This is a genomic window from Alteromonas algae (assembly GCF_049117195.1).
GTDB lineage: Bacteria > Pseudomonadota > Gammaproteobacteria > Enterobacterales > Alteromonadaceae > Alteromonas.
The window spans coordinates 1,833,868-1,855,384 of sequence record NZ_CP185260.1 but is presented as its reverse complement, the minus strand read 5'-3'; the positions used below and the strand labels follow the sequence as shown (position 1 = coordinate 1,855,384).

The following is a 21,517-nucleotide window of genomic DNA, read 5'->3' as shown; positions in this document are numbered from 1 at the left end:
CTGCATTCCTTATTAACCAGATATCAATGCGTATTTTTGTAATAGTTCTTCGATATGTTTTTGGCTCGCAAGTTCCGGTAAAACCATCGGTAGTCGCATTTGGGCGCTATTCATCAGCCCCATTTTGTATAATGCCCATTTCGGCATTACTGGATTTGGTTCGATAAACAGTGTGCTGTGGAGCAGTTCGATACTCTTATCTATTTCTTTACACGTCACAAAATCTTTTTTCAACGCCGCGTCGCACATCTTAGATATTGCACCAGGCACGATGTTTGCGGTCACAGATATCACGCCATGCCCGCCTTCGCACATGAATTCACAACTTGTGCCGTCATCACCACTAAGCAGAACGAAGTCGTTAGGAACAAGTTTCTGCGTGGCCTTTAACCTTGAAATATCACCGGTCGCATCTTTTAAGCCTACAATGTTTTTGTGAGCAGAAAGTTCAGCCACCGTTTCAGGAAGCATATCAGCAACCGTTCGGCCAGGAACATTGTACAACACCACCGGAAGGTCGCTGGCATCAGCAATCGCGTTGAAGTGCGCGACCATACCTGCTTGTTGCGGTTTATTGTAGTAAGGCACGACACTGAGATAACCATCAATATTCAATGCGCCCAATTGTTCGGTAAGAAAAATTGCTTCAGCAGTCGAGTTTGCCCCGCTGCCCGCAATAACGGGGATTTGCCCAGAAACCATCGAAACCGTTTCTTTTACGACGTTAACATGCTCGTCGAATGGAAGCGTGGCTGACTCGCCAGTAGTGCCAACAGAAACAATGCCGTGGGTTCCCTGCTCAATATGAAAGCGAACTAGCTTTTCAAGTGACTTATAATCAACGTCGCCGTTTTCGAACATCGGCGTGACAAGTGCTACATAACTGCCAGTAAACATAATCTCTCCGCAAAATCTGAGCGCACATGTTAAATATCTCAGTGCTTAAACACAAGCAGTCATACAGGGTAAATGACAAGATTTTGTCAATAAGGCGACGAAAGTCGTGAAAAAGGCACTAACTTGGAAAAAAACTCTGTGCTAACATCGCGCCATGTTACTTTTTATTGTGAAACTGCATGTCTCAACATCAACTTATCGTGACTATTTTAGGTACAGATAAAAGCGGGATTCTGAGTGAACTTGCAAGCACGGTTTCTGAAGCACAGTGCAACATTCTTGATAGCCGACAAGCAATATATGGCAAAGAGTTTTCTCTTACGATGATTATTGAAGGTGCGCAAAGCGCTATCACTAAAGCGGAATGTATTTTACCGTCTGTCTGTCAGCGGCTTGATCTTCTCTCTATGATGAAGCGTACCAGCCATCACGAAAAGCAAAACTTAGAACATTTGTTTAATGTTGAATTCAGTGGAGAAGATACGGCGGGACTTATTAAGTCTGTCACCGGTTTCTTTGCTGAACGCAATGCGTCAATAAGCGCATTTCGACAACGGACGTTTAAGGCATCAACGACGGCGAAAGAGTCGATGCGTTGTAAGTTTGTCGTAAATATGGCCGAGTCGGGAGACTTCGAAAAGCTTGAAACCGAACTAATGGCTTTATTTGCCTCATTAAACGTGACAGGCAAAGTAATTGATACACACAAAAAGGATGCAAATGAAAACGTTACAGGCTGGTGATAAAGCGCCACAATTTTCACTTTCAAACCAAAACGATGAGACCATTTCGCTTGCTGATTACGCAGGTAAAAAAGTACTCGTATACTTCTATCCTAAAGCAATGACACCTGGCTGCACCGTTCAGGCTCAAGGGCTAAGAGATGTTAAAGACGAGCTTGCCGCGAATAATGTAGAAATCATTGGTATTAGCCCTGATGCTGTAAAGCGTCTTCCTAAATTTGCAGACAAAGAAAGCCTTAACTTTACATTGTTGTCTGATGAAGACCATGCAGTTGCTGACGCATTTGGCGTGTGGGGTCCAAAAAAGTTCATGGGCAAGGAATACGACGGCATTCACCGCCTAACGTTTCTTATCGATGAGAATGGCGTTGTGGAACATGTGTTTACGAAATTCAAAACCAAAGATCACCACACCGTGGTATTAGATTACGTGAAAAGCGACGCCTAATTAACGGTCGTTATTACACGTTCTCGCCGCGATAAAAAAGCCCTGTTGCCAGGGCTTTTTTGTTTCTACGCTTTCACTATAGGTTCTGCTGGTCCACTAGACCATGCTGTTACTACTGCCTTCACCAATGTCGCAAGGGGTATCGCAAAGAAAACGCCCCAAAAACCCCACAGCCCGCCAAAAACCAAAACTGCGATAATAATATAAAGCGGGTGAAGGCTTACCGCCTCGGAGAATAAAAGCGGAACGAGTAAGTTACCGTCTAACGCTTGGATAATCATGTAGGCTGTCATTAAGTACCAGAAATCAGGGGTAAGCCCCCACTGGAATAACGCGACAATGGCTACAGGTATGGTCACTACAGCGGCACCTATATACGGTATAAGTACCGAGATGCCAACGAGCACTCCAAGTAATATAGCGTAACGTAAGTCCATTAATACAAACGTTACACAACTCGCCATACCCACAATAATAATTTCTATTACTTTACCGCGTATATAATTCGCAACTTGTGAATTCATTTCGTGACCGACTTGGGTAATAAGCCGGCGTTCTTTAGGTAATACGCGTGAAATGCTCTCTAAGAAAAACATCTTGTCCTTCAACATAAAAAAGACCATTAGCGGCACAAGAACAACGTATACAAGTAACGCGGCCACATTAGCGATATTACTAAATGATGCAGTAAGTAGCGTTTCCCCTACCTCAACTAACTTATCGTTCAACCCTTCCATCATTTGGTGAATTTGATATACCTGAACGTAATCTGGGTATTTATCAGGTAACGTTAAGATCCAATCTTGCGCTTTTTGCCAGATGAGTGGTGTTTCTTGAATCAGATTAACACTTTGCTTAGAAATTATAGGAACAAGGCCAATCAGCGTGAGGATGCTCAACGTTAGAAAGCCAAGTAACACCACACCACACGCTATTCCTCGGCCAATCCCTATTTTAATCAAACGCGTTACCGGCCAATCAAGGAGATAGGCAATAACCGCTGCAACAAGCACCGGCATAATCAGTTCGCCCCACAATAGCAGTACCGTCGTGGTAATTAATATGAGAATAAGCAGCATGGCTGCGTCGGGATCTGAAAACTTGCGCTGGTACCAACGACCAAACACATTAATCATAAAAACATCCAAGGAATACAAGAAAATAGAACACGCATCATAAGTAAAGGCGTACGTTATAGCAATATTATGCCGTCTGGATTTAAAGAAAAACGTACTGGTAGGTGTAGTGCATCAATGCCTACGCGCACAATGGCAGAGTGAAAAACAATAGAAACATTGATATCCTCGACCAACTGCATAATTTAACGATAAATAATTGAAACTCATTAGTTACTTTCATGCTCTAATAAACATTATCGCAAAGAGTAAAAATACGGGTAGATGAAAAAAACATTTTCTATACACCTTGCTGCGTTCTCATTTTTAGTAACCACTAGCCTTTCCGCGGTTGCACAGAGCGTAACGTATGACAATAAAAATACCCTTCCCGAGATTGGTGTTGTTGCGTCTGATGCAATTTCATTAGACAAAGAAATCATCGTCGGTGATGCGGTTATGCGCCAAATGCGCAGCCAAAGCCCGCTTATTGCCGACCCCGTCCTCGATGAATACCTCCAAGATTTAGGAAATCGCTTAGTTATTCATGCAGACAGCGCAAAGTTTCCCTTTGAATTTTTCTGGGTCAATAACGATGCCATTAACGCTTTCGCCTTTTTCGGCGGACATATCGGTGTTCACGCCGGCCTGATGCGGCGAGCAAACACTGAAAGTGAATTAGCTTCAGTGCTAGCACATGAAATTTCTCACGTGACACAACGTCACATTGCTAGACGCATGCAAGCCCAACAACGCTCTTCTCCGCTGGCGCTTGCATCACTAATTGGCGGTGTACTTATTGCAATGGCAAACCCTCAAGCGGGTATTGCAGCCATGCAAGCCGGCTCTGCAGCTAATGCGCAAATGCAGATAGATTACACCCGTACCAACGAACAAGAGGCAGACCGCATCGGTATAGCTATGTTAGCGAGAGCAGGCTTTGACCCGACTGCAGCAGCTGGCTTTTTCTCTACGTTAGCGGAGGAATACCGAATGGTATCGCGTCCTCCAGCACGATTATTAACTCACCCATTAACGGAAACCCGTATTGCCGATGCAAGAGCGCGTGCAGCAGATTATCCACGCCGATACTTACCTATTAGTCAACGTTTTGAATTAGCGAAAGCACGAATTATGGCGCGGTACTCGTTTGAGCCCGATTATGCGGTAGAATATTTTGAAGCGGCGGTAGCGTCGAACGTTAAGCGCAGTGAAAAAGCCGCGCTTTACGGCTTAGCGTTGGCATATATGCGAGATGATAAAAATGACAAAGCAATGGAAATTGTCATTAATAACCTGTTAGAAAACGATCCTAGCAATTTATTTTATCTAGATGCTGCTACGGATATTTATATTGCAGCGGGCGAGCCTGAAAAAGCCATTGAACTGTTAGCGCCGCACACTAAGCATAACCCTCGAAATCAGGTATTAGCACTTAACCAAGCAAACGCGATGATAAGTGCAGGTTTCTTTGACGATGCGGTGACCTTACTTAAAGATTTTCTTTTAGTAAGAAAAGACTATCAAATTGCCCATCAGTTGATGAGCGAAGCGTATCAAAAAGCGAAACGATTTTCTCAGATGCACCAGAGCAAAGCAGAAGTCTATGCTTTATACGGCGCTTACAACAGAGCGGTGGATGAACTGCAATTTGCTTACAACTTTGCCGGTGACGATCACCTACAGAAGCAGCGGATACGAGCGCGTATTAAACAGTTCAGAGACCAAGAAGAGCGTTTAGAACGGTTGTAGCAAGAAAACCGACGGCATTTATTATGATTCTTTTAGTGAGTGCAAACGGGTTTTAAGGCTATGCTCTGTCACCTCTCCCATTATGGTTTCCTTTACCTTGCCATCTGGCCCGATAATGAAGGTCGCGGGTAAATAAGCCGGTTTACTTAACGGTAATGTTGTGTTTTGTTGTGCGAAAATCACATTGAGTTCAATGTCGTACTTAGTGACTAGCTTGGACAAATCTTCCCGAGATAACCTGTCGTAGTTAATGGCAAAAAGGCGAGTATTCGACGGCAATGCATTGGAAAACGCATTGAGTTCAGGCATTTCACGAAGGCAAGGCGCACACCAGGGGGCAAAATAATTAATGACTACCCACTCCCCTTGCATGTCAGACCATGAATGTGTGGTTCCGTCTAACGTTTCAAAGTCGAATTGTTGCGACTGATACACGAAAACGCCCACACCCAGCGGCACAATAAAGAGCAACAACAACGCAAGTTTTCGCATAACAACATAAACCTCTGTTAACGTAACGATAAAAACTGATTAGTCACGGTGGTGATGACAAGCGCACAGCCACGCCATATCAGTGCGTGTATAGCCATAGTGTATAACATGCCTATTTCGTGCGATTATCGCAAGTGATTTACATTTACCATGCATAGCGCTTGAAAATTAGGTTCAAAAAAGCAATAGTCCGCCCACGCGATACTGCAATTCTATTAATGGGAAAATAATGACTTCTATAACCCTTCTTCATAATCCTCGTTGTTCTAAAAGCAGACAGACATTGTCGTTGCTCGAAGATAACGGGATAGCACCCGTCATCGTGGAATACCTAAAAGCGCCACTATCCGAAACCGAACTTAAGCAAGTATTTAAAAAACTTAATGTTAATACAGTACGTGAAATGATGCGTACAAAAGATACAGAGTATAAGGATGCTAGGCTTGCGGATGACAGTGTATCCGACCAAGCGTTGTTTGAAGCCATGGTTAATATACCAAAACTTATCGAGCGTCCTATTGTCATAAACGGTGACAAGGCGCGAATAGGGCGTCCGCCTGAATCGGTATTGGAAATTTTATAATGAATCCCATTCTTGTGCTTTATTACAGTAAGCATGGCAGTACAAAAAAAATAGCTGACGCAATAGCGCAGGGCGTCGCTGCAAATGGGCTCGAAGCTATCGTGCGTACCGTCGCCGAGCTAGACGACAACGGCGCCAGTTTTGCTCCCAGCGAAAATGCCCCCTCTGTGGTTACGCATGATGAGCTGAAAAATTGCAGTGGGCTTGCGCTGGGCAGCCCTACCCGCTTTGGAAACATGGCAGCGCCAATGAAGCACTTTTTGGATTCGACCAGTTCATTATGGTTAAAAGGTGCCCTCATTAACAAGCCAGGGTGCGTGTTTACGTCGACCTCTTCAATGCATGGTGGGCAGGAGTCTACCCTACTGTCTATGATGCTTCCTTTACTGCATCATGGCATGGTGCTTTGCGGGTTGCCGTATAGTGAACCAGAGCTTCATGCAACCACGACTGGCGGAACGCCATACGGGGTTACTCATGTATCACACAATCAGCAAACTGACTTAAGTGAACACGAGCGTGCATTATGTATTGCGCAAGGTAAACGCCTTGCCACAATGGCGAAGGCACTTTCGTCACTGCCTAATTAGGAGTTTTTAATGGGATCAGATACAAAAACGGTAAGATATTTGGCGTTAATTAGCCATGTTTTACTGCTGGTGTGGATTGTGTTGTGGCAGTTTTTTCTGTCAAAGACCACCGCCTATTCACCGGTCTTTATAACGTTGGTATATGTTGTTCCGCTAATACTGCCGCTTAAAGGGGTAATTCAAGGTAAACCCTACACCCACGCTTGGGCTAACTTTGTCGTTTTATTTTACTTAATTCACGGATGCACGGTTGCGTATGCTATTCCTGCCGAGCGCTTTTACGCCATTATCGAAATTATACTATGTACCGGTATGTTTATAGGTTGTAGTGCGTTTGCAAGAAAACGAGGCCGAGAGCTAGGTCTAGGTTTGCGCAAACTGAAAGATGAAATGCAAGACGAAAAAGCCTATTTCGAAGGAGACAAGCAATGAAACCATGGTTACTGTCGTTATCGTTTCTTACGCTATATGGTTGTGGAGGTGGGAGTGGCAATGACGGAGCCGCTACACCATCACCTACGCCCACACCGCCGGCTACCCCAGCATCGTTCGAGATTCAAGGTGCAACATCTATTTCACAAGGCGACTCGGTTGATTTTGCTGTTGCTGCGCCGGTAGATACGCGTATATCTGATATTTCATGGACGGTTTCAGGTGGAATATCGCCTCTTTCCTCGCATACACAAGTGATTGGGTTTGATGCCAACAGCGCTGGCGAGTACACCATTTCAGTGGATGCAACACTTAATAATGGTCAGTCGTTGAGCGATTCTATTACGCTTACCGTTTCTGATTCAGAGCAACCTCAAGCTATCTTGCGGCTAGGCCATGAAACGAGCGAAGGCGGACGCGTCTCGTTGCGAGTTGACAACAACACGCTCAAAGACGTTACGAACATAACGTGGGAGCAGTTATCTGGGCCTGCCGTTGCTGACCTTGCCTTTGATGATGGAGACTTTTCTTATAGCGTGTTTTTTCAAGCGCCACGGGTTACTTCAGACAGCATAGTAGAAATGCGCTCAACACTTTTTTTCTCAGATGGCACAACGGCATCTGATACCGCACAAGTGCTCGTGAAAGACACACCTGTTGATACCGACGCCTATTTTGTTAACACATCAAACGGCATTGTTGAGACCGTTACTTCGCATATGCAACCGTACCGCCCCAACAGTCCCTACGCTAGCGCACTTTCTTCTTGCGTTTACAACAACCTACTTACACAAAGTTGTAATTTTGCGACCCTACCTTTGCTTGGTCAAGTCACCGAAACCCCATCCATTGATGATGTGTTAGATAGAACCTATGTTTCCCACCCGTGGATGGGAGACGCATTTAAGTCTTTCTTAGAAACGTCAGCAAGTAGTGAGGACATGCTAAAGCTGCTACGCGCGACAACCGCAGTAGTGATTTCCTATGAGGTAAGGCCGTCTTTTTACTGGGCCGTAACAGGTGCCATTTATTTAGACGCCAACAATTTTTGGCGCACACCCCAAGAGCGAGATACGCTGAATACGCGTCCAGACTACCGTAGCGGTTTTGGTAACGCGCTTAACTTCTCATCGTTTTGGCGTTATGTAAAAGAGGGAGAATACTATTTCCCTCAGCCAGGGCTTTCAGCCGCGTCTCGATTGTCGCGCACACAAGAAGGCGTTGAAGCGGCACTAACATGGTTGATGTATCACGAGTTGGCCCATGCTAATGACTTCTTTGATTATACGACATGGGGGAGCCTATCCGCTTCAGACTCGCCGCTAAGCTTTGTGAATCGAAATGCACAACTTTCTGACGGGCTTGATAACGCTTTGCCGTTGACCTCTGCACAATTGCACGCGCTAGCCGATGTAAGGTATGGCGGAGATACCGCAACGGCAACTCAGCAAAGTTATACGGCTTCACAGGTGGCCAACTGGTTCGAAGAAGATGGCGCAGTGAGCTTTTATTCTTACTACACAAGGCGAGAAGACTTCGCCACATTGGTCGAGCGTTTTATGATGCTATATAGACTAGGAGTAAGTTCGGATGTTGCGGTATTCACCCGAGATACTATCAACAGTCGTGATTACACTGTGACGTGGGGACAACGAAATAGAGTCAGTGATAATAATACGTTGATGAGAGTCGATTACGCTGTCAGTCGAGTACTGCCCTCCTTAAACGTACCTCTTATCCAATCACAACTTCCCGACCCTACTCTGTTTCCGGCGAACAGTGATTGGTTTGAAACCTTAGTACTAGGAATGGGTGAGACTAACACACCGCTCATTATGTCTGACGGCGAGAAGGCATCCTTAATGGAAAAGCATAAACTGCTGGAATCTCATCAGTTTCAGTAAGAAAGGCACGCTTCACGCAATGTAAAAAAGCCATCATTAAGATGGCTTTTTTACGATTATAGGCAGAGTTCGCGCTTAACCATGGCCACCGAAAGTCGTCGTTTTTCTTGTAGTGAACGCGTATCAAGACGTGCGAGCAACGCCAACAAGCTTCTTAAATCTCGCTCACTATGAGTAAGTAGGAACTGTAAAGCGTGCTCTGAAAGTTTGAGTCCGCGCTGCTGCGCCCTAAGTCGTACCGCCTCTTTCTTCGCCTCGTCGTCTAACGAATGAATGTGATAGATAACACCCCATGCTAGGCGTGATTTAAGGTCAGGAAGTAAAAACAAAGGGCTAGCGGGCCCTATATGGCTGCTACAAATTATTAGCGCACCAGGTTGTTCAATTACCCGATTGAATAAATCAAATAATGCTTCTTCCCAATCGCCTTTGCCAGCTATCGCATGAATGTTATCTAGGCAGATAACAGACACATTCTCTAACCCATCGAAAATCGCTAGCGACCAATCTTGGTGATCGTTCAAGTTGAGATAAAGGTAACTCACATTTTGTTCAGAAAGCTGATGACACAGTCCAAACAACAAATGACTTTTACCTATTCCCTCGCCCCCTAAAAGCGTAATAAGTGGCAGTTGCAATCCTTGAAGGTTTTGCAGGTGCGAACATGAACGCCAATCATCATGCGCCGACACATTTTTGAGCATAGCGACTATTTCACTGTTACCACCAAGCACGAAACTGTCAAATGTTTCATCGGTAGGTAATGTAACAGGGAGCGGCAACTGCATAGTGTCTATTGATTCCAATAAAACGTTTTTTGTTCGACAACTTGACCGTAAGCATCAGTAACGGGTTTAAGGTGCTTATCAAGGCGAACCGTATTGAGTAAATCTTCTGTCGTTCCAAATAGTGTTACATCAAATGTTGCTACCGAGCCAGATTGAGACGTTAACATTGCACTTTCCACCACGCTCAGGCTATTAAGATATTCAGTCGCTTTAGCGTAACTCGTTATCGAGTTGATATTTGAAACAGAAATAGAAATTGAGACTTTTTCCGCAGAAGACTCCCCCGCTACAACCGCATACAGCGAAGACAAGTAATTACCATACGCATCAACAAGCTTAGTGGCCAGTATGGTCGGGTCGTTGTTATAGATAGAGCCATAGCTGACCTTGCCGTTTCCGATAAAAACCCAATCTAGCGCGTAATCACCTGCTTCGGCACGTTGTGCATAGTCGCTGAATTCTTCCACCGAAAACGGTGCGACCTTTGCCGTTACTTGTGCGTTATCAACAAATTCACGTTGCACTTTATCGATGTCGATATCGTCTGAAGAAATCGCGTTACCGTCAACTGGGCTATTTTGAGTGATTTCATTTTCAACAGCAGGTTGGTCATTTATCGCCGCTTCCACCGTAGTCACCTCACCAGACTCAATATCAGGTATTTCACCTAAGACATTTCGGTAAAGCCTTGCACCTATTATATTATCAACAAGATATCGAGACGAGGCTACCGACAGCGGCTCAACAAATCGCCCCCATACGTCATAAATGCTTATTGCTTCGCTATCAGTCAAATCCATTAAAGGTACACTGATGGGAACACCGCGCTTTCTGGCTGTTTCATTTAAGGCCACAATAACCTCATTTTGCGTACCTTCATCGAGTATGGTTCTTATCTCGTTTTCGTCCTCAACCGCAAGCCACACCAAGGTCTCTGGTCGTCTATCGCCCCAAAGCGGCAGCCGTTCTTTTTGAAGTAGTAGCGTAATCTTTTTACGGTCAAATTCGGCGATATAAAAGGGTTGATTGCTTTCATAACTGAAACGATATGAACGCAAAAAAGCGTCGGGAGTGCGAAGTGCCTGCCGCACCCCTGCATTATCGATAACGTCAGACGCACCAGACATTTTGATTAACACTTGCTTAAACGCCGTTTTCAGTGCGCTCTTTTGTGTGGCTTGGGTTTGATTATCTACTGGGATCTTAGCTTCATTAGTACTAAATCGCTCAGTGGCCTGTACCGATTGGCCTATTATCGCTATAAGACAAAAAACCATACTTACTATGTTGCGAGCGTTCATTAATGCAAGTCGTCCTTTTCTAATACTCATCAATCTATTACATGCCCCCTGGCGCATAAAAACTAAAACAAATTATTCAATCATTGTCCTCTATAATACTGTTTTTTTCAGCAACAAGTGAAAAATAAAGCGAATAACATTACGTTACGTGTGAAACCGCATGCCGGAACAAAAAAACATGAACTATTCTCCCGGTTTAATGCGCTGAAAATTGGACATGTGGCGACATACTGGTAGAATTCGCGTTTTTCTACCTCTTAGTTCTAGGGCACAACCGTGAGCGAAAATAAAACCTCTCTTAGTTACAAAGATGCTGGCGTTGATATCGATGCTGGTAATCAGCTAGTCGAAAGAATCAAAACTGTCACAAAGAAAACACATCGACCAGAAGTAAAAGGCAATTTAGGCGGGTTTGGCGCGTTGTGCGAGCTTCCAAGCAAATACAAAAAGCCTTTACTTGTGTCAGGCACTGACGGAGTGGGAACTAAGCTGCGCGTTGCCATGGACGCAAATAGACACGATGGCGTAGGTATCGATCTCGTCGCTATGTGCGTTAATGACCTTATTGTACAAGGCGCGGAACCGCTCTTCTTCTTAGACTACTATGCAACCGGCAAACTCGATATTGACGTAGCTGCATCGGTGGTTTCTGGAATAGGCGAAGGGTGTCAGCAAGCGGGTTGTGCACTTATTGGTGGTGAAACAGCTGAAATGCCGGGTATGTATCACGGTGGTGATTATGATATCGCGGGTTTCTGTGTTGGCGTGGTAGAAGCTGACAATGTTATTGACGGCACAACGGTAAAGCCTGGGCAAAAGCTTATCGCGTTGGGTTCATCAGGCCCTCACTCTAACGGTTACTCGTTAGTACGAAAAATTATCGAAGTAAGTGGCGCCGACGTTAATGAACTACTTGAAGGTAAGCCTCTCATCGAGCACTTGCTTGAACCTACGAAAATTTATGTAAAATCGGTACTCGCGCTGCTTGAAGAAGTTAAGGTTAGTGCTATCTCTCATATTACGGGCGGCGGCTTTTGGGAAAACATCCCCCGCGTCTTACCAGACGACGCAAAAGTCGTGGTAAACGAAAACAGCTGGCAGTGGCCTGCTATTTTTAACTGGCTTCAAGCGTCTGGCAACGTAACAAAACATGAAATGTATAGAACGTTCAACTGCGGCGTAGGCCTTGTTATTGTGGTTGATGAAGATAAAGCCGATGACGCCATCTCTATACTGAACGCACACGGCGAAAATGCATGGTTGATTGGCCACATTGAAGCGAAAGACGGCGAAGAACAAGTTGAGATAATCGCGTGACAGATACAGTAACAAAACTCTGTGTTCTCATCTCTGGTAACGGCAGTAATCTACAAGCAATAATCGACGATATCGAAGCCGGTAGATTACATGCAACGATTACGGCCGTTATCAGCAACCGCCCTAACGCCTACGGATTAACCCGTGCCGAGAATGCGGGCATTAAAGCAATCACGCTAGACCATCATACATTTGACGATCGTGACGCCTATGACAAAGCATTACGGGCCCAGATTGAACAACTTGATGTTGACTGTATTGTGCTTGCTGGGTTTATGCGCATCTTAACCCCTGAATTTGTGAATAGTTTTTCTGGAAAACTACTGAACATTCACCCGTCTTTGTTGCCTAAGTACAAAGGGTTGAATACGCATCAGCGAGCAATTGACAGTGGTGACGAGGAACATGGCGTAAGCGTTCATTTTGTCACACCAGAGTTAGATGGTGGCCCTGTTATCATACAAAGCCGCGTGCCGGTCTTTGAAGATGACGTGCCATCAGACCTCGCAGAACGTGTTCAAGAACAAGAACGTCGTATCTATCCTCTTGTTTTACGCTGGTTTAGTGAAGGCAGGTTGAAGATGCAAAATAATAAGGCAATACTTGATGACAAAACGCTTCCTGAATCAGGTTATGCGAACGACTAAACGCTCATTTCTTGTGGCGCTAACACTCTGTGTTGCGCCAATGACAGCATTTTCAAAAGACAACGAGCCTGTCGACAGCGGGTCACTTCTCTCTCCCTACGAAGCGATTTATACCGCTTACAAATGGGGGGATGACGTTGGGAGCGCATCAATCACTTTGACATCTTTGGGGAATGATCAATATTCGCTTCATTACTCCTCAAAAGTGTCTAAGTTTTTTCTGTCGGATAAACGTACCGAACACTCTATTTTCTTTGTGAAAGAAGGTGAAGTAATACCATCAAAGTATTACTACTCACGCTCGGGTACCGGTCCCGACAAGTCGTTAGACGTCACGTTTGATACGAGTAATAACGGAAATATCGTGGTTGGTGATGAGGCTCGCTTTACTTATTCTGGCGAATTTGACAATCAAATTTACCGTTTAGATCTCGCGCAACAACTTGCTAGAGGAGAAACGACATTCTCTTACCGCTTTATCAACTATCGCGGCCAACAGCGCGAATACGGCGTAGAAGTGGTCGATTCAGAAGTAGTGTCATTACCCTACGGTGACATTCAGGCGTTAAAAGTAAAACTAATCAGAGCCTCCAAAACCCGCGAAACCTTCGCATGGTTTGCGCCATCCCTCGATTACGCGTTAGTTCGCTTGCAACAGTTCAAAGACGGTGATGAGCAAGGCGATATCAGATTGAAGAAATACACCACACTCTAGTCATGTTATGAACAGCGAAGGCGGTACAATGATCGGTATTGCCTCCCCTCTTTTCTCATAGTTTTCAATCAATTAATAGTTACACGTGTACGCTGTAAATTAATGCAAATTTCATGTAAAAATCTTGATCTTTGCTGCATTAAATAATAGTTTTACAGATGCTGGTCAGACCTGAGCCAGAAAGTGGGCTTATTTGTAGATTTTAGCCCACAATTAGGGGTGACCTGCGTTTTATTTAAACGCCTTTTCAGGAGTGATGTATGGCAGATTTTATATGGTTTTTACTGGTCGTGTTGGCACTGGCCGTTGCCAGTTATCAACGAACCAGTTTAATGACAGCAGTCATGTTAGGTGGCGGCGTCATGGTGTTAGGCACATTATTCGGCGACATTGGTTTATTTGGATGGGTAGTCTACCTTGCCCTTACAGTACCATTCGCTGTGGCAAATGTTCGTAAGCAATACATTACCACCAAGCTTTTGGCATTCTACCGTAAGGTTATGCCAGAGATGTCGACCACTGAGCAAGAAGCGATTGATGCTGGCACGGTATGGTGGGACGGCGATATTTTCAGTGGTAAACCTGATTGGGAGAAATTACACCGTATCCCTAAAGGGCGTTTAACCGCAGAAGAACAAGCGTTCCTTGACGGCCCAGTTGATGAAGTCTGCTCTATGGTTGATGAATGGCAAATTAATCACCAAGATCAAGATTTACCGCCAGAAATATGGGCATTCTTAAAAGAACATAAGTTCTTCGCCATGATTATCAAAAAGCAATACGGGGGTTTAGCATTTTCAGCATATGCGCAATCTCGTGTGCTTCAAAAACTTGCCGGTGTAAGCGCAGTATTGTCGAGCACTGTTGGAGTACCTAATTCATTAGGCCCTGGTGAACTTCTTCAACACTATGGTACTAAAGAGCAACAAGACTATTACCTTCCTCGCCTTGCTAAAGGTGAAGAGGTACCTTGCTTTGCCCTTACTGGCCCTGAAGCTGGCTCTGACGCTGGCGCAATCCCTGATGTGGGCGTTGTTTGTAAAGGCCAGTTCAACGGCGAAGAAGTGCTAGGGATGCGTCTTACGTTTAGCAAGCGCTACATCACCCTTGCGCCTGTTGCCACGGTAATTGGTCTGGCATTCAAACTGCAAGATCCAGATGGTTTATTGGGCGATAATAAGGACCCAGGTATCACGTGTGCGCTTATCCCACGAGATACGAAAGGGTTAGAGATTGGACGTCGTCATTTCCCTTTAAATACGCCGTTCCAAAACGGGCCTATTCACGGTACTGACATTTTCGTTCCTATCGATTATATCATTGGTGGTCCGTCTATGGCCGGAAAAGGCTGGCGCATGCTTATGGAATGCTTGTCAGTAGGTCGTTGTATTACGCTTCCATCTTCGGCGGCAGGCGGTGCTAAATCCGTGTCGCTCGCGACAGGCGCATACGCACGTATTCGTCGTCAGTTCCGCATGCCAGTGGGTCATATGGAAGGTGTGGAAGAAATGCTAGCGCGCATAGGTGGTAACGCCTATCTAATGGATGGCGTTACGCGCTTTTCTACCGTAGGCGTAGATTTGGGTGAAAAACCTTCTGTTATTTCAGCAATTTGTAAGTACCACTTAACTGAAAAAATGCGTCAAATCATTAACGACTCGATGGATATTCATGGCGGTAAAGGCGTTATGCTTGGGCCAAATAACTATTTGGGTCGTGGTTATCAGGGTGTGCCTATTTCCATTACGGTTGAAGGGGCGAATATTCTTACCCGTAACATGATGATATTTGGCCAGGGCGCGATGCGTTGTCACCCGTTTGTGTTACAAGAAATTCAAGCCGCATCAATTGAAGACAAAAAAGATGCACTACGCGCTTTTGATAAAGCCGTATTTGGTCACATTGGTTTTGCAGTTTCTAACACCGTCCGTAGTATATGGTTCTCATTAACTGGTGGCGCGTTTAGTAGTGCCCCTTTCACTGATGATACGTCTCGTTACTACAAGCTGCTTCAAGGCTACAGTGCCAACCTAGCATTGCTTACCGATGTATCTATGGGCGTTCTGGGCGGCGATTTAAAACGTCGTGAGCGGTTATCAGCGCGTTTAGGCGATATTTTAAGTGGTTTGTACATGGGCAGTACTACGTTGAAGCGTTTTGACGAAGACGGCCGTTTACAAGAAGATTTACCGCTTCTTCATTGGGCAATGCAAAATACATTGCACGATATAGAAACGGCAATCGATGATTTTCTTGCAAACTTCCCTAACAAGGCCATCGCCGTTGTTTTACGCGGTATGGTCATTCCGTTTGGGCGTCGTGTGGGTAAGCCGTCTGATAAAACAGAACATGCTATTGCACAAATGCTTCAAACGCCATCGAGTGCTCGAAGCCGACTAGGCTACGGACAATACTTGTCACGTGAAGATGGCAGCCTGTTCGGCGATTTAGAGCAAACCCTTGATGACGTTCTTGCTAGTGAGCCGGTATTTGAGCGTATTTGTAAACACAAAAAAGCGAAGCTACCTTTTACTCGCTTAGACGTGCTTGCAGATGAAGCGCTGAAAGATGGCATCATTGATGAAGATGAAGCATCGCTACTTCGTAAAACCGAAGCGGGTCGTTTGAGAACAATTAATGTCGATGACTTTGATCATGAGGAATTAATTGCTAAGGTGAACTCAAATAGCGCTAAAAAGAAACAAGGTGGCAAAGCTGCTTAATTCAACACTTCTTAAAAAAGGTCGCACTAGCGGCCTTTTTTTAACCATAAAAACCGCACTCTATTTTGGATTAGCGGCCTGTTACGTAAATGCTGAACCAGCACAACAACCTAACGTTTCTAAAAACACGGGTAACCCCTTTGTGTGTGGCAATACCCCCGAAGCGAAAGCATTGGCATCGTTAATATACAACGACCCAAAACAGACGCGCCCTTCCCTTATTTGCAACCCTACGCTAGTCGAGGTGGCAGAACAAAAAGCTAAGGATATGGCGGAACGCGGGCTGGTATCACATTTTTTAGGTGGAAGCCCAAATAGCCGGTTACGTGACGCGGGACTCACGCTTCCAGATTACTACGGAGATGCGATGAGCAACCAAGTTGAAGCGCTTGCAGGTGGCTATCAAACGGCTAAAAGCGTTTGGCATGCATTAAAAGTGTCAAAGGATCATAGGCAGCACTTGTTAGCTGAAATTCCTTTTTATCAAGAACAAGACCAAATTGGCGTCGCGTTTTACAAAGATTATAGTACGCCCCATATCGAATACTGGGCTGTTTATGTCACCAAGCTTCATTCTGATGAGCTCGGTGGTAGTTATAGTGATGTTCCCGATAAAGGGCTTGATATTGTTACAAAGGGCGGAGAGATTAGACTGACACCTACAAAAAAGCCGTAAACTAACGTCTACGGCTTTTCTATAAACTTGCTTTACGAATTAGTTTAGCTGGAGCTTATCCATTAACAATACAGCTTGTGTGCGGGTGTTAATTTCTAGCTTACGAAGAATAGCACTAATATGTGCTTTGATTGTTGCCTCGGTAACGTTCATCTCGTGAGCAATTTGCTTGTTCATCAACCCTGAACGAAGAAAAGACAGCACTTGAATTTGCTTTGGCGTTAGCTCTCGAAAACGTTGCAACAACACCTTAAGTTCGTCATCAACTTTATCAAGTTGCTCATCTGTCCCTTCAGGAAGCCATTTTTTACCGCCAATAATATCGACGATAGCTTGGGCTATCTCTCTCGTAGCCGTTACCTTTGGGATAAAACCATCTGCACCAAGGCTCATTACTTGAGCTACGACCTCGATGGTATCGCTACCAGAAATCACTGCAATAGGCATGTTAGGAAACAACTCGCGCAACGTAATAATGCCGTTAAAATATTCACAACCTGGCATATTTAAATCGAGCAGTATGAGGTCTACGCCATCATGATCATTTAATACAGAAACAGCCGATTCAAGAGTTCCTGCTTCTAGTATTTGGGCATTTTCAAAGTATGGCGCTAGTGCACCACTCAACGCTTCACGAAACAATGGGTGATCGTCTGCAACTAATATTTTTGTCATTAGCAATACTGCTTCCTTTTTTTCATCTGCGCATAGGTTAATACTTTAGGTTAACTTGGAAAACCCTTTTAATAAAAAAATGTCAGTTAATTGTTATTTTTTAACGTTTTTCATTGGCATTTACGCAAGTAACGGTAAAATTACCACTCTGAATCAGATATTGAGTATTATTTGTGCAAAAGCAAGACAACATTTTCGCTACACCGCTTACGAAAGTCGCTGACTTTAAGTTTGACGAGTCAGTAGTAGATGTTTTTCCTGACATGATCCAGCGCTCAGTGCCGGGCTATGAGACCATTGTGCACACCATTGGTGAGTTAGCGAAGACCTTCGCTACACCTGATAGCAATGTTTTTGATTTGGGCTGCTCCTTGGGGGCTGCGAGTTTATCTGTTGCACGTGCCACTCAAGGTATACCGTGCAATATCGTTGGTGTTGATAGTTCAGAGGCAATGGTTAACCGCTGTAGACGAATGGTGCAAGCGTTTGCACTTTCAAACCCAGTGACAATACTTCAACAGTACGCCCAAGACACTGACATAAATAATGCCTCAATGGTAATCATGAATTTTACACTTCAGTTCATTCCTCCAGCAGATAGAAAAGTGTTGCTACAGTCTATTTACGATGGGTTGAATGAAGGCGGTGTTTTAGTGATTTCTGAAAAAATAAAGCACCCTACTATTTCTGGTAACGAACTGTTAGTCGACTTGCATCATCAATTTAAACGTAACAATGGCTACAGCGAATTAGAGGTAAGTCAAAAACGTGCATCTTTAGAAAAGGTCATGCTTACCGATACGTTTTCAGAACACGAAACGCGATTGAAAGACGTCGGGTTTGCTGATGTAGTAATGTGGTTTAAGTGCTTTAATTTTACCTCGTTGGTAGCGATTAAATAGCGACGGCACTCGTTCTTATCACTCGACAATAATCAAAATAGTAAGAGACCCCCATGAGTAAAGCGGAACAATCTTGGTTTAACGAATGCTACCGTTCATTGTTAGATACGAATTTAAGCCACTGGCTTCAAACGCTTCCCGCACAGCTGGACGCTTGGCAAAAAACACGTAAGCATGGCGAATTTGATAAGTGGTGCAAACTGCTCGCTAAGCTTCCCGAAACGTCTCCTTCTTCCGTTGACATAAAAGACGCGGTTAAAGTGGGCGCATCATCGGATATCACCGAATATACACAGAAACAAACTGCCGGGTTACTTAAACAGTTTATGCCATGGCGTAAAGGCCCTTTCTATATCCATGACATACATATCGATACCGAGTGGCGTTCTGATTGGAAGTGGGAGCGCGTAGTCAGTCACATAAGTCCATTGAAAGGACGAAACGTACTTGATGTAGGGTGTGGTAGTGGCTATCACATGTGGCGTATGTTGGGTGAACACGCGAACCGTGTAATCGGCATCGACCCTACACAGCTTTTTCTTATTCAATTTCAAGCAGTCAAACATTTCATTCCACACGCTGACATCCATTTTTTGCCATTAGGTATAGAAGAAATGCAGCCGCTACACGCCTTTGATACCGTCTTTTCCATGGGCGTGCTCTATCATCGAAAAGATCCCATGCAGTTTTTAACTCAATTGAAAGATCAATTGCGCAAAGGCGGAGAACTGGTGTTAGAAACATTGGTGGTAGAAGGCGATGATACTACGGTGTTAATGGCGGGAGAAAGGTATGCGCAAATGCGCAATGTTTGGTTCCTCCCAAGTACTGATGCACTCACCGTTTGGCTTTCGCGGTTGGGGTTCGAAAATATTCGGGTTGTAGACGTCAATGACACAACACTTGATGAACAACGGACGACCGAATGGATGGATACACAATCATTGAAAGATTTTCTCGACCCTGAAGATATTACTCGAACCATAGAGGGATACCCTGCACCAAGACGAGCCGTAATTATTGCCAATCGTAAATAATCAATAGCCAATATTGTAAATGTAGATGTTGGCATAAATGTTGTAACTCTTAACCGTTAAATTGTACTAAAACAGTACGCAATAGGGTGACAACATGGATATTCACGGGTTTCTTAAGACGCACAAGTTACCAAGCGCCTACGCAGAAACTGCACAACATTGGTTCATACCGCTATGTGATCGCGTCCTTGAGCACCAAAAGAGTGCAAGCAAGCCATTTATTGTTGCGATAAATGGCTGCCAGGGCTCTGGAAAGTCTACGCTGACAAGTTTCATGAGTGCCTATCTATCGAGCGAGCACGACAAGTCGGTCGTTTCACTTTCAATAGACGACTTCTATTTAAGCCAATCAGAACGACGCGCACTCGCAATAAAAGTACACCCATTACTGCAAACGCGTGGCGTGCCGGGCACCCACGACACTACGCTTGCACTTAAGACACTAGATGCATTGCATAAACCTGGCAATGTGGCGTTACCTCGGTTTGAAAAGTCACTCGACGACCCACTCCCCCACGAGCAATGGCCCGTTGTTACTAGCCCTCCTGACATGGTTATTCTTGAAGGATGGTGTGTTGGGTTGCCACCTCAAGACGACAGTAAATTAAAAGAAGCAATTAATGAGCTCGAAAGAGACGAGGATCCGCTATGTATTTGGCGACGCTTTGTGAATACTGAATTAGGGGGTAGTTACCAAACATTATTTGGTCTAGCGGACTACACTACTATGCTTAAAGCGCCGAGTTTCGATTGCGTTTATAAGTGGCGGTTGGAGCAAGAGCATAAGCTCGCTGAGACGGCGGGAACTAAGGGCAATAAAGTCATGAGCGATGATGAAATCTCTCGCTTCATTGCTCACTATCAACGGCTTACCGAACACGCGCTTCAACACTTGCCGGCGCGTTGTGATACGGTGTTTAGCCTTGATGAAAATAGACAGATAACTAATCAGGAAATTAAGTAATGACGAAAACGCTCGTTTTTACCGATATGGATGGCACACTGTTAGACCATCACACTTATTCATTTGAGGCGGCAAAACCAGCGCTCGACGCATTAGAAAAACGACAAATACCGGTCGTCCCTACTACCAGCAAGACCTTTGCAGAATTGCAGCCATTGCGAGAAAAGATTGGATTGCATGGCCCATTCATTGTTGAAAACGGCGCGGCTATTTATATCCCTCATGGCTTTTTTAAGCAAAAGCCTGCCGGGACATTATGGGTTGACGGATATTGGTGTAAGGCGTTTATTTCGAACAAAAACTATTGGATAACGTTGCTAAACAAAATTAACCAAGACTTTTCGGGTGAGTATGATCAGTTTTCAAAGATGAGCGTTGAAGAGATTCAAGCGTGTACGGGACTGGATGAACAGTCTGCGTCGCTTGCCGCTAAGCGCCAATTCGGGGAACCGGTTTTATGGAAAAGTACGCATGAAAGGAAACTCGCCTTCATTGACGCTGTTAAAGAGCGTGGCGCTTACCCGTTAGAAGGAGGCCGATTTATACATATTTCAGGCAACTGTGATAAAGGGCAAGCCCTTACATGGTTAGCTAACGAATACCAAAAACAACATAACGAACGCGTGACTACCGTCGCTTTAGGCGACGGAAAGAATGATATCGCGATGTTAGAAGCTGCGCATCTGCCAGTTAGAATTTTATCACCGGTAAACCCTCCGCCTACTGTAAAAAAAGAAGAGGTTTATACCAGCACCCTACCCGGCCCTGAAGGCTGGAACGAAATGCTTACTCAATTGCTTTCCCTATGATCAGGAG

At 44.7% G+C, this 21,517-nt stretch carries 22 protein-coding genes; 16 read left to right on the top strand and 6 right to left on the bottom strand.

All coding sequences use genetic code 11. The features are described from left to right. Positions 1–12: 12 nt before the first annotated feature. Positions 13–897 (bottom strand): 4-hydroxy-tetrahydrodipicolinate synthase, encoded by an 885-nt coding sequence (gene dapA / locus ACOJRU_RS08390; protein WP_421134564.1) that lies wholly within the window; start codon positions 895–897, stop codon positions 13–15. A gap of 179 nt (positions 898–1,076) precedes the next feature. Here dapA and ACOJRU_RS08385 point away from each other — a divergent pair, with 179 nt between their 5' ends. Together ACOJRU_RS08385 and bcp are read left to right on the top strand one after the other, a co-directional pair. Beyond that, complete coding sequence (locus ACOJRU_RS08385) at positions 1,077–1,640, top strand: glycine cleavage system protein R (protein ID WP_421134563.1); 564 nt, start codon at positions 1,077–1,079, stop codon at positions 1,638–1,640. Continuing rightward, positions 1,618–2,088, top strand: a complete 471-nt coding sequence (gene bcp, locus ACOJRU_RS08380; RefSeq protein WP_421134562.1) for a thioredoxin-dependent thiol peroxidase — start codon at positions 1,618–1,620, stop codon at positions 2,086–2,088. Before ACOJRU_RS08385 ends, bcp begins: the two co-directional genes overlap by 23 nt. A gap of 65 nt (positions 2,089–2,153) precedes the next feature. Here bcp and ACOJRU_RS08375 read toward each other — a convergent pair whose 3' ends face one another. Then, a complete protein-coding gene (locus tag ACOJRU_RS08375; protein WP_421134561.1) occupies positions 2,154–3,224 on the bottom strand; it encodes an AI-2E family transporter in 1,071 nt (356 codons plus the stop codon). Between the two features lie 264 nt (positions 3,225–3,488). Here ACOJRU_RS08375 and ACOJRU_RS08370 point away from each other — a divergent pair, with 264 nt between their 5' ends. Next, positions 3,489–4,955, top strand: coding sequence for a M48 family metalloprotease (locus ACOJRU_RS08370; protein ID WP_421134560.1), 1,467 nt, complete (start codon positions 3,489–3,491; stop codon positions 4,953–4,955). A gap of 21 nt (positions 4,956–4,976) precedes the next feature. Here the strand turns inward: ACOJRU_RS08370 and ACOJRU_RS08365 are convergent, their stop codons facing one another. After that, positions 4,977–5,447 carry a TlpA family protein disulfide reductase gene (locus ACOJRU_RS08365; RefSeq protein ID WP_421134559.1) on the bottom strand — a complete coding sequence of 157 codons (471 nt, stop codon included), beginning with the start codon at positions 5,445–5,447 and terminating at the stop codon, positions 4,977–4,979. Between the two features lie 229 nt (positions 5,448–5,676). Here ACOJRU_RS08365 and arsC point away from each other — a divergent pair, with 229 nt between their 5' ends. Genes arsC through ACOJRU_RS08345 form a run of 4 tightly spaced genes read left to right on the top strand, consistent with a single transcriptional unit; the run spans position 5,677 to position 8,956 of the window. Then, complete coding sequence (arsC, locus tag ACOJRU_RS08360) at positions 5,677–6,030, top strand: arsenate reductase (glutaredoxin) (RefSeq protein WP_421134558.1); 354 nt, start codon at positions 5,677–5,679, stop codon at positions 6,028–6,030. Then, complete coding sequence (wrbA, locus tag ACOJRU_RS08355; RefSeq protein ID WP_421134557.1) at positions 6,030–6,620, top strand: NAD(P)H:quinone oxidoreductase; 591 nt, start codon at positions 6,030–6,032, stop codon at positions 6,618–6,620. Before arsC ends, wrbA begins: the two co-directional genes overlap by 1 nt. 9 nt (positions 6,621–6,629) lie before the next feature. Beyond that, complete coding sequence (locus tag ACOJRU_RS08350; RefSeq protein ID WP_421134556.1) at positions 6,630–7,052, top strand: DUF2069 domain-containing protein; 423 nt, start codon at positions 6,630–6,632, stop codon at positions 7,050–7,052. Next, entirely contained in the window at positions 7,049–8,956 is a 1,908-nt protein-coding gene (locus ACOJRU_RS08345; RefSeq protein WP_421134555.1) for a hypothetical protein, read from the top strand. The genes ACOJRU_RS08350 and ACOJRU_RS08345 overlap by 4 nt, the downstream gene beginning before the upstream one ends. A gap of 56 nt (positions 8,957–9,012) precedes the next feature. On the opposite strand, the gene hda is transcribed toward ACOJRU_RS08345, so the two are convergent. Next, the gene (gene hda, locus ACOJRU_RS08340) at positions 9,013–9,744 is read right to left on the bottom strand and encodes a DnaA regulatory inactivator Hda (RefSeq protein WP_421134554.1); all 732 of its coding nucleotides are present in this window, start codon (positions 9,742–9,744) and stop codon (positions 9,013–9,015) included. A gap of 5 nt (positions 9,745–9,749) precedes the next feature. Further along, entirely contained in the window at positions 9,750–11,045 is a 1,296-nt protein-coding gene (locus ACOJRU_RS08335; RefSeq protein WP_421134553.1) for a DUF2066 domain-containing protein, read from the bottom strand. Between the two features lie 276 nt (positions 11,046–11,321). On the opposite strand from ACOJRU_RS08335, the gene purM reads away from it, so the two are divergent. The 5 genes from purM (at position 11,322) to ACOJRU_RS08310 (ending at position 17,123) form a co-directional block, all read left to right on the top strand. Next, positions 11,322–12,362: a phosphoribosylformylglycinamidine cyclo-ligase gene (gene purM, locus ACOJRU_RS08330; RefSeq protein WP_421134552.1), complete on the top strand. Its 1,041-nt coding sequence runs from the start codon at positions 11,322–11,324 to the stop codon at positions 12,360–12,362. Then, positions 12,359–13,009 carry a phosphoribosylglycinamide formyltransferase gene (gene purN, locus ACOJRU_RS08325; RefSeq protein WP_421134551.1) on the top strand — a complete coding sequence of 217 codons (651 nt, stop codon included), beginning with the start codon at positions 12,359–12,361 and terminating at the stop codon, positions 13,007–13,009. Before purM ends, purN begins: the two co-directional genes overlap by 4 nt. Next, positions 12,969–13,724 carry a DUF3108 domain-containing protein gene (locus ACOJRU_RS08320; protein ID WP_421134550.1) on the top strand — a complete coding sequence of 252 codons (756 nt, stop codon included), beginning with the start codon at positions 12,969–12,971 and terminating at the stop codon, positions 13,722–13,724. The genes purN and ACOJRU_RS08320 overlap by 41 nt, the downstream gene beginning before the upstream one ends. Positions 13,725–13,984: 260 nt before the next feature. Further along, the gene (gene fadE / locus ACOJRU_RS08315) at positions 13,985–16,447 is read left to right on the top strand and encodes an acyl-CoA dehydrogenase FadE (protein WP_421134549.1); all 2,463 of its coding nucleotides are present in this window, start codon (positions 13,985–13,987) and stop codon (positions 16,445–16,447) included. Then, positions 16,431–17,123: a CAP domain-containing protein gene (locus ACOJRU_RS08310; RefSeq protein WP_421134548.1), complete on the top strand. Its 693-nt coding sequence runs from the start codon at positions 16,431–16,433 to the stop codon at positions 17,121–17,123. The genes fadE and ACOJRU_RS08310 overlap by 17 nt, the downstream gene beginning before the upstream one ends. Before the next feature lie 39 nt (positions 17,124–17,162). On the opposite strand, the gene ACOJRU_RS08305 is transcribed toward ACOJRU_RS08310, so the two are convergent. Continuing rightward, on the bottom strand, positions 17,163–17,798 hold the full coding sequence (locus ACOJRU_RS08305) for a response regulator transcription factor (protein WP_421134547.1): 636 nt from the start codon (positions 17,796–17,798) through the stop codon (positions 17,163–17,165). 173 nt (positions 17,799–17,971) lie between these two features. On the opposite strand from ACOJRU_RS08305, the gene cmoA reads away from it, so the two are divergent. From cmoA to ACOJRU_RS08285, 4 genes are all read left to right on the top strand, one after another. After that, positions 17,972–18,700 carry a carboxy-S-adenosyl-L-methionine synthase CmoA gene (gene cmoA, locus ACOJRU_RS08300; protein WP_421134546.1) on the top strand — a complete coding sequence of 243 codons (729 nt, stop codon included), beginning with the start codon at positions 17,972–17,974 and terminating at the stop codon, positions 18,698–18,700. Positions 18,701–18,753: 53 nt separating this feature from the next. Continuing rightward, positions 18,754–19,737: a tRNA 5-methoxyuridine(34)/uridine 5-oxyacetic acid(34) synthase CmoB gene (cmoB, locus tag ACOJRU_RS08295; RefSeq protein ID WP_421134545.1), complete on the top strand. Its 984-nt coding sequence runs from the start codon at positions 18,754–18,756 to the stop codon at positions 19,735–19,737. A 94-nt stretch (positions 19,738–19,831) separates the two neighbouring features. Then, positions 19,832–20,701 (top strand): kinase, encoded by an 870-nt coding sequence (locus tag ACOJRU_RS08290; protein ID WP_421134544.1) that lies wholly within the window; start codon positions 19,832–19,834, stop codon positions 20,699–20,701. Next, a complete protein-coding gene (locus ACOJRU_RS08285) occupies positions 20,701–21,510 on the top strand; it encodes an HAD-IIB family hydrolase (protein ID WP_421134543.1) in 810 nt (269 codons plus the stop codon). Before ACOJRU_RS08290 ends, ACOJRU_RS08285 begins: the two co-directional genes overlap by 1 nt. Positions 21,511–21,517 lie beyond the last annotated feature (7 nt).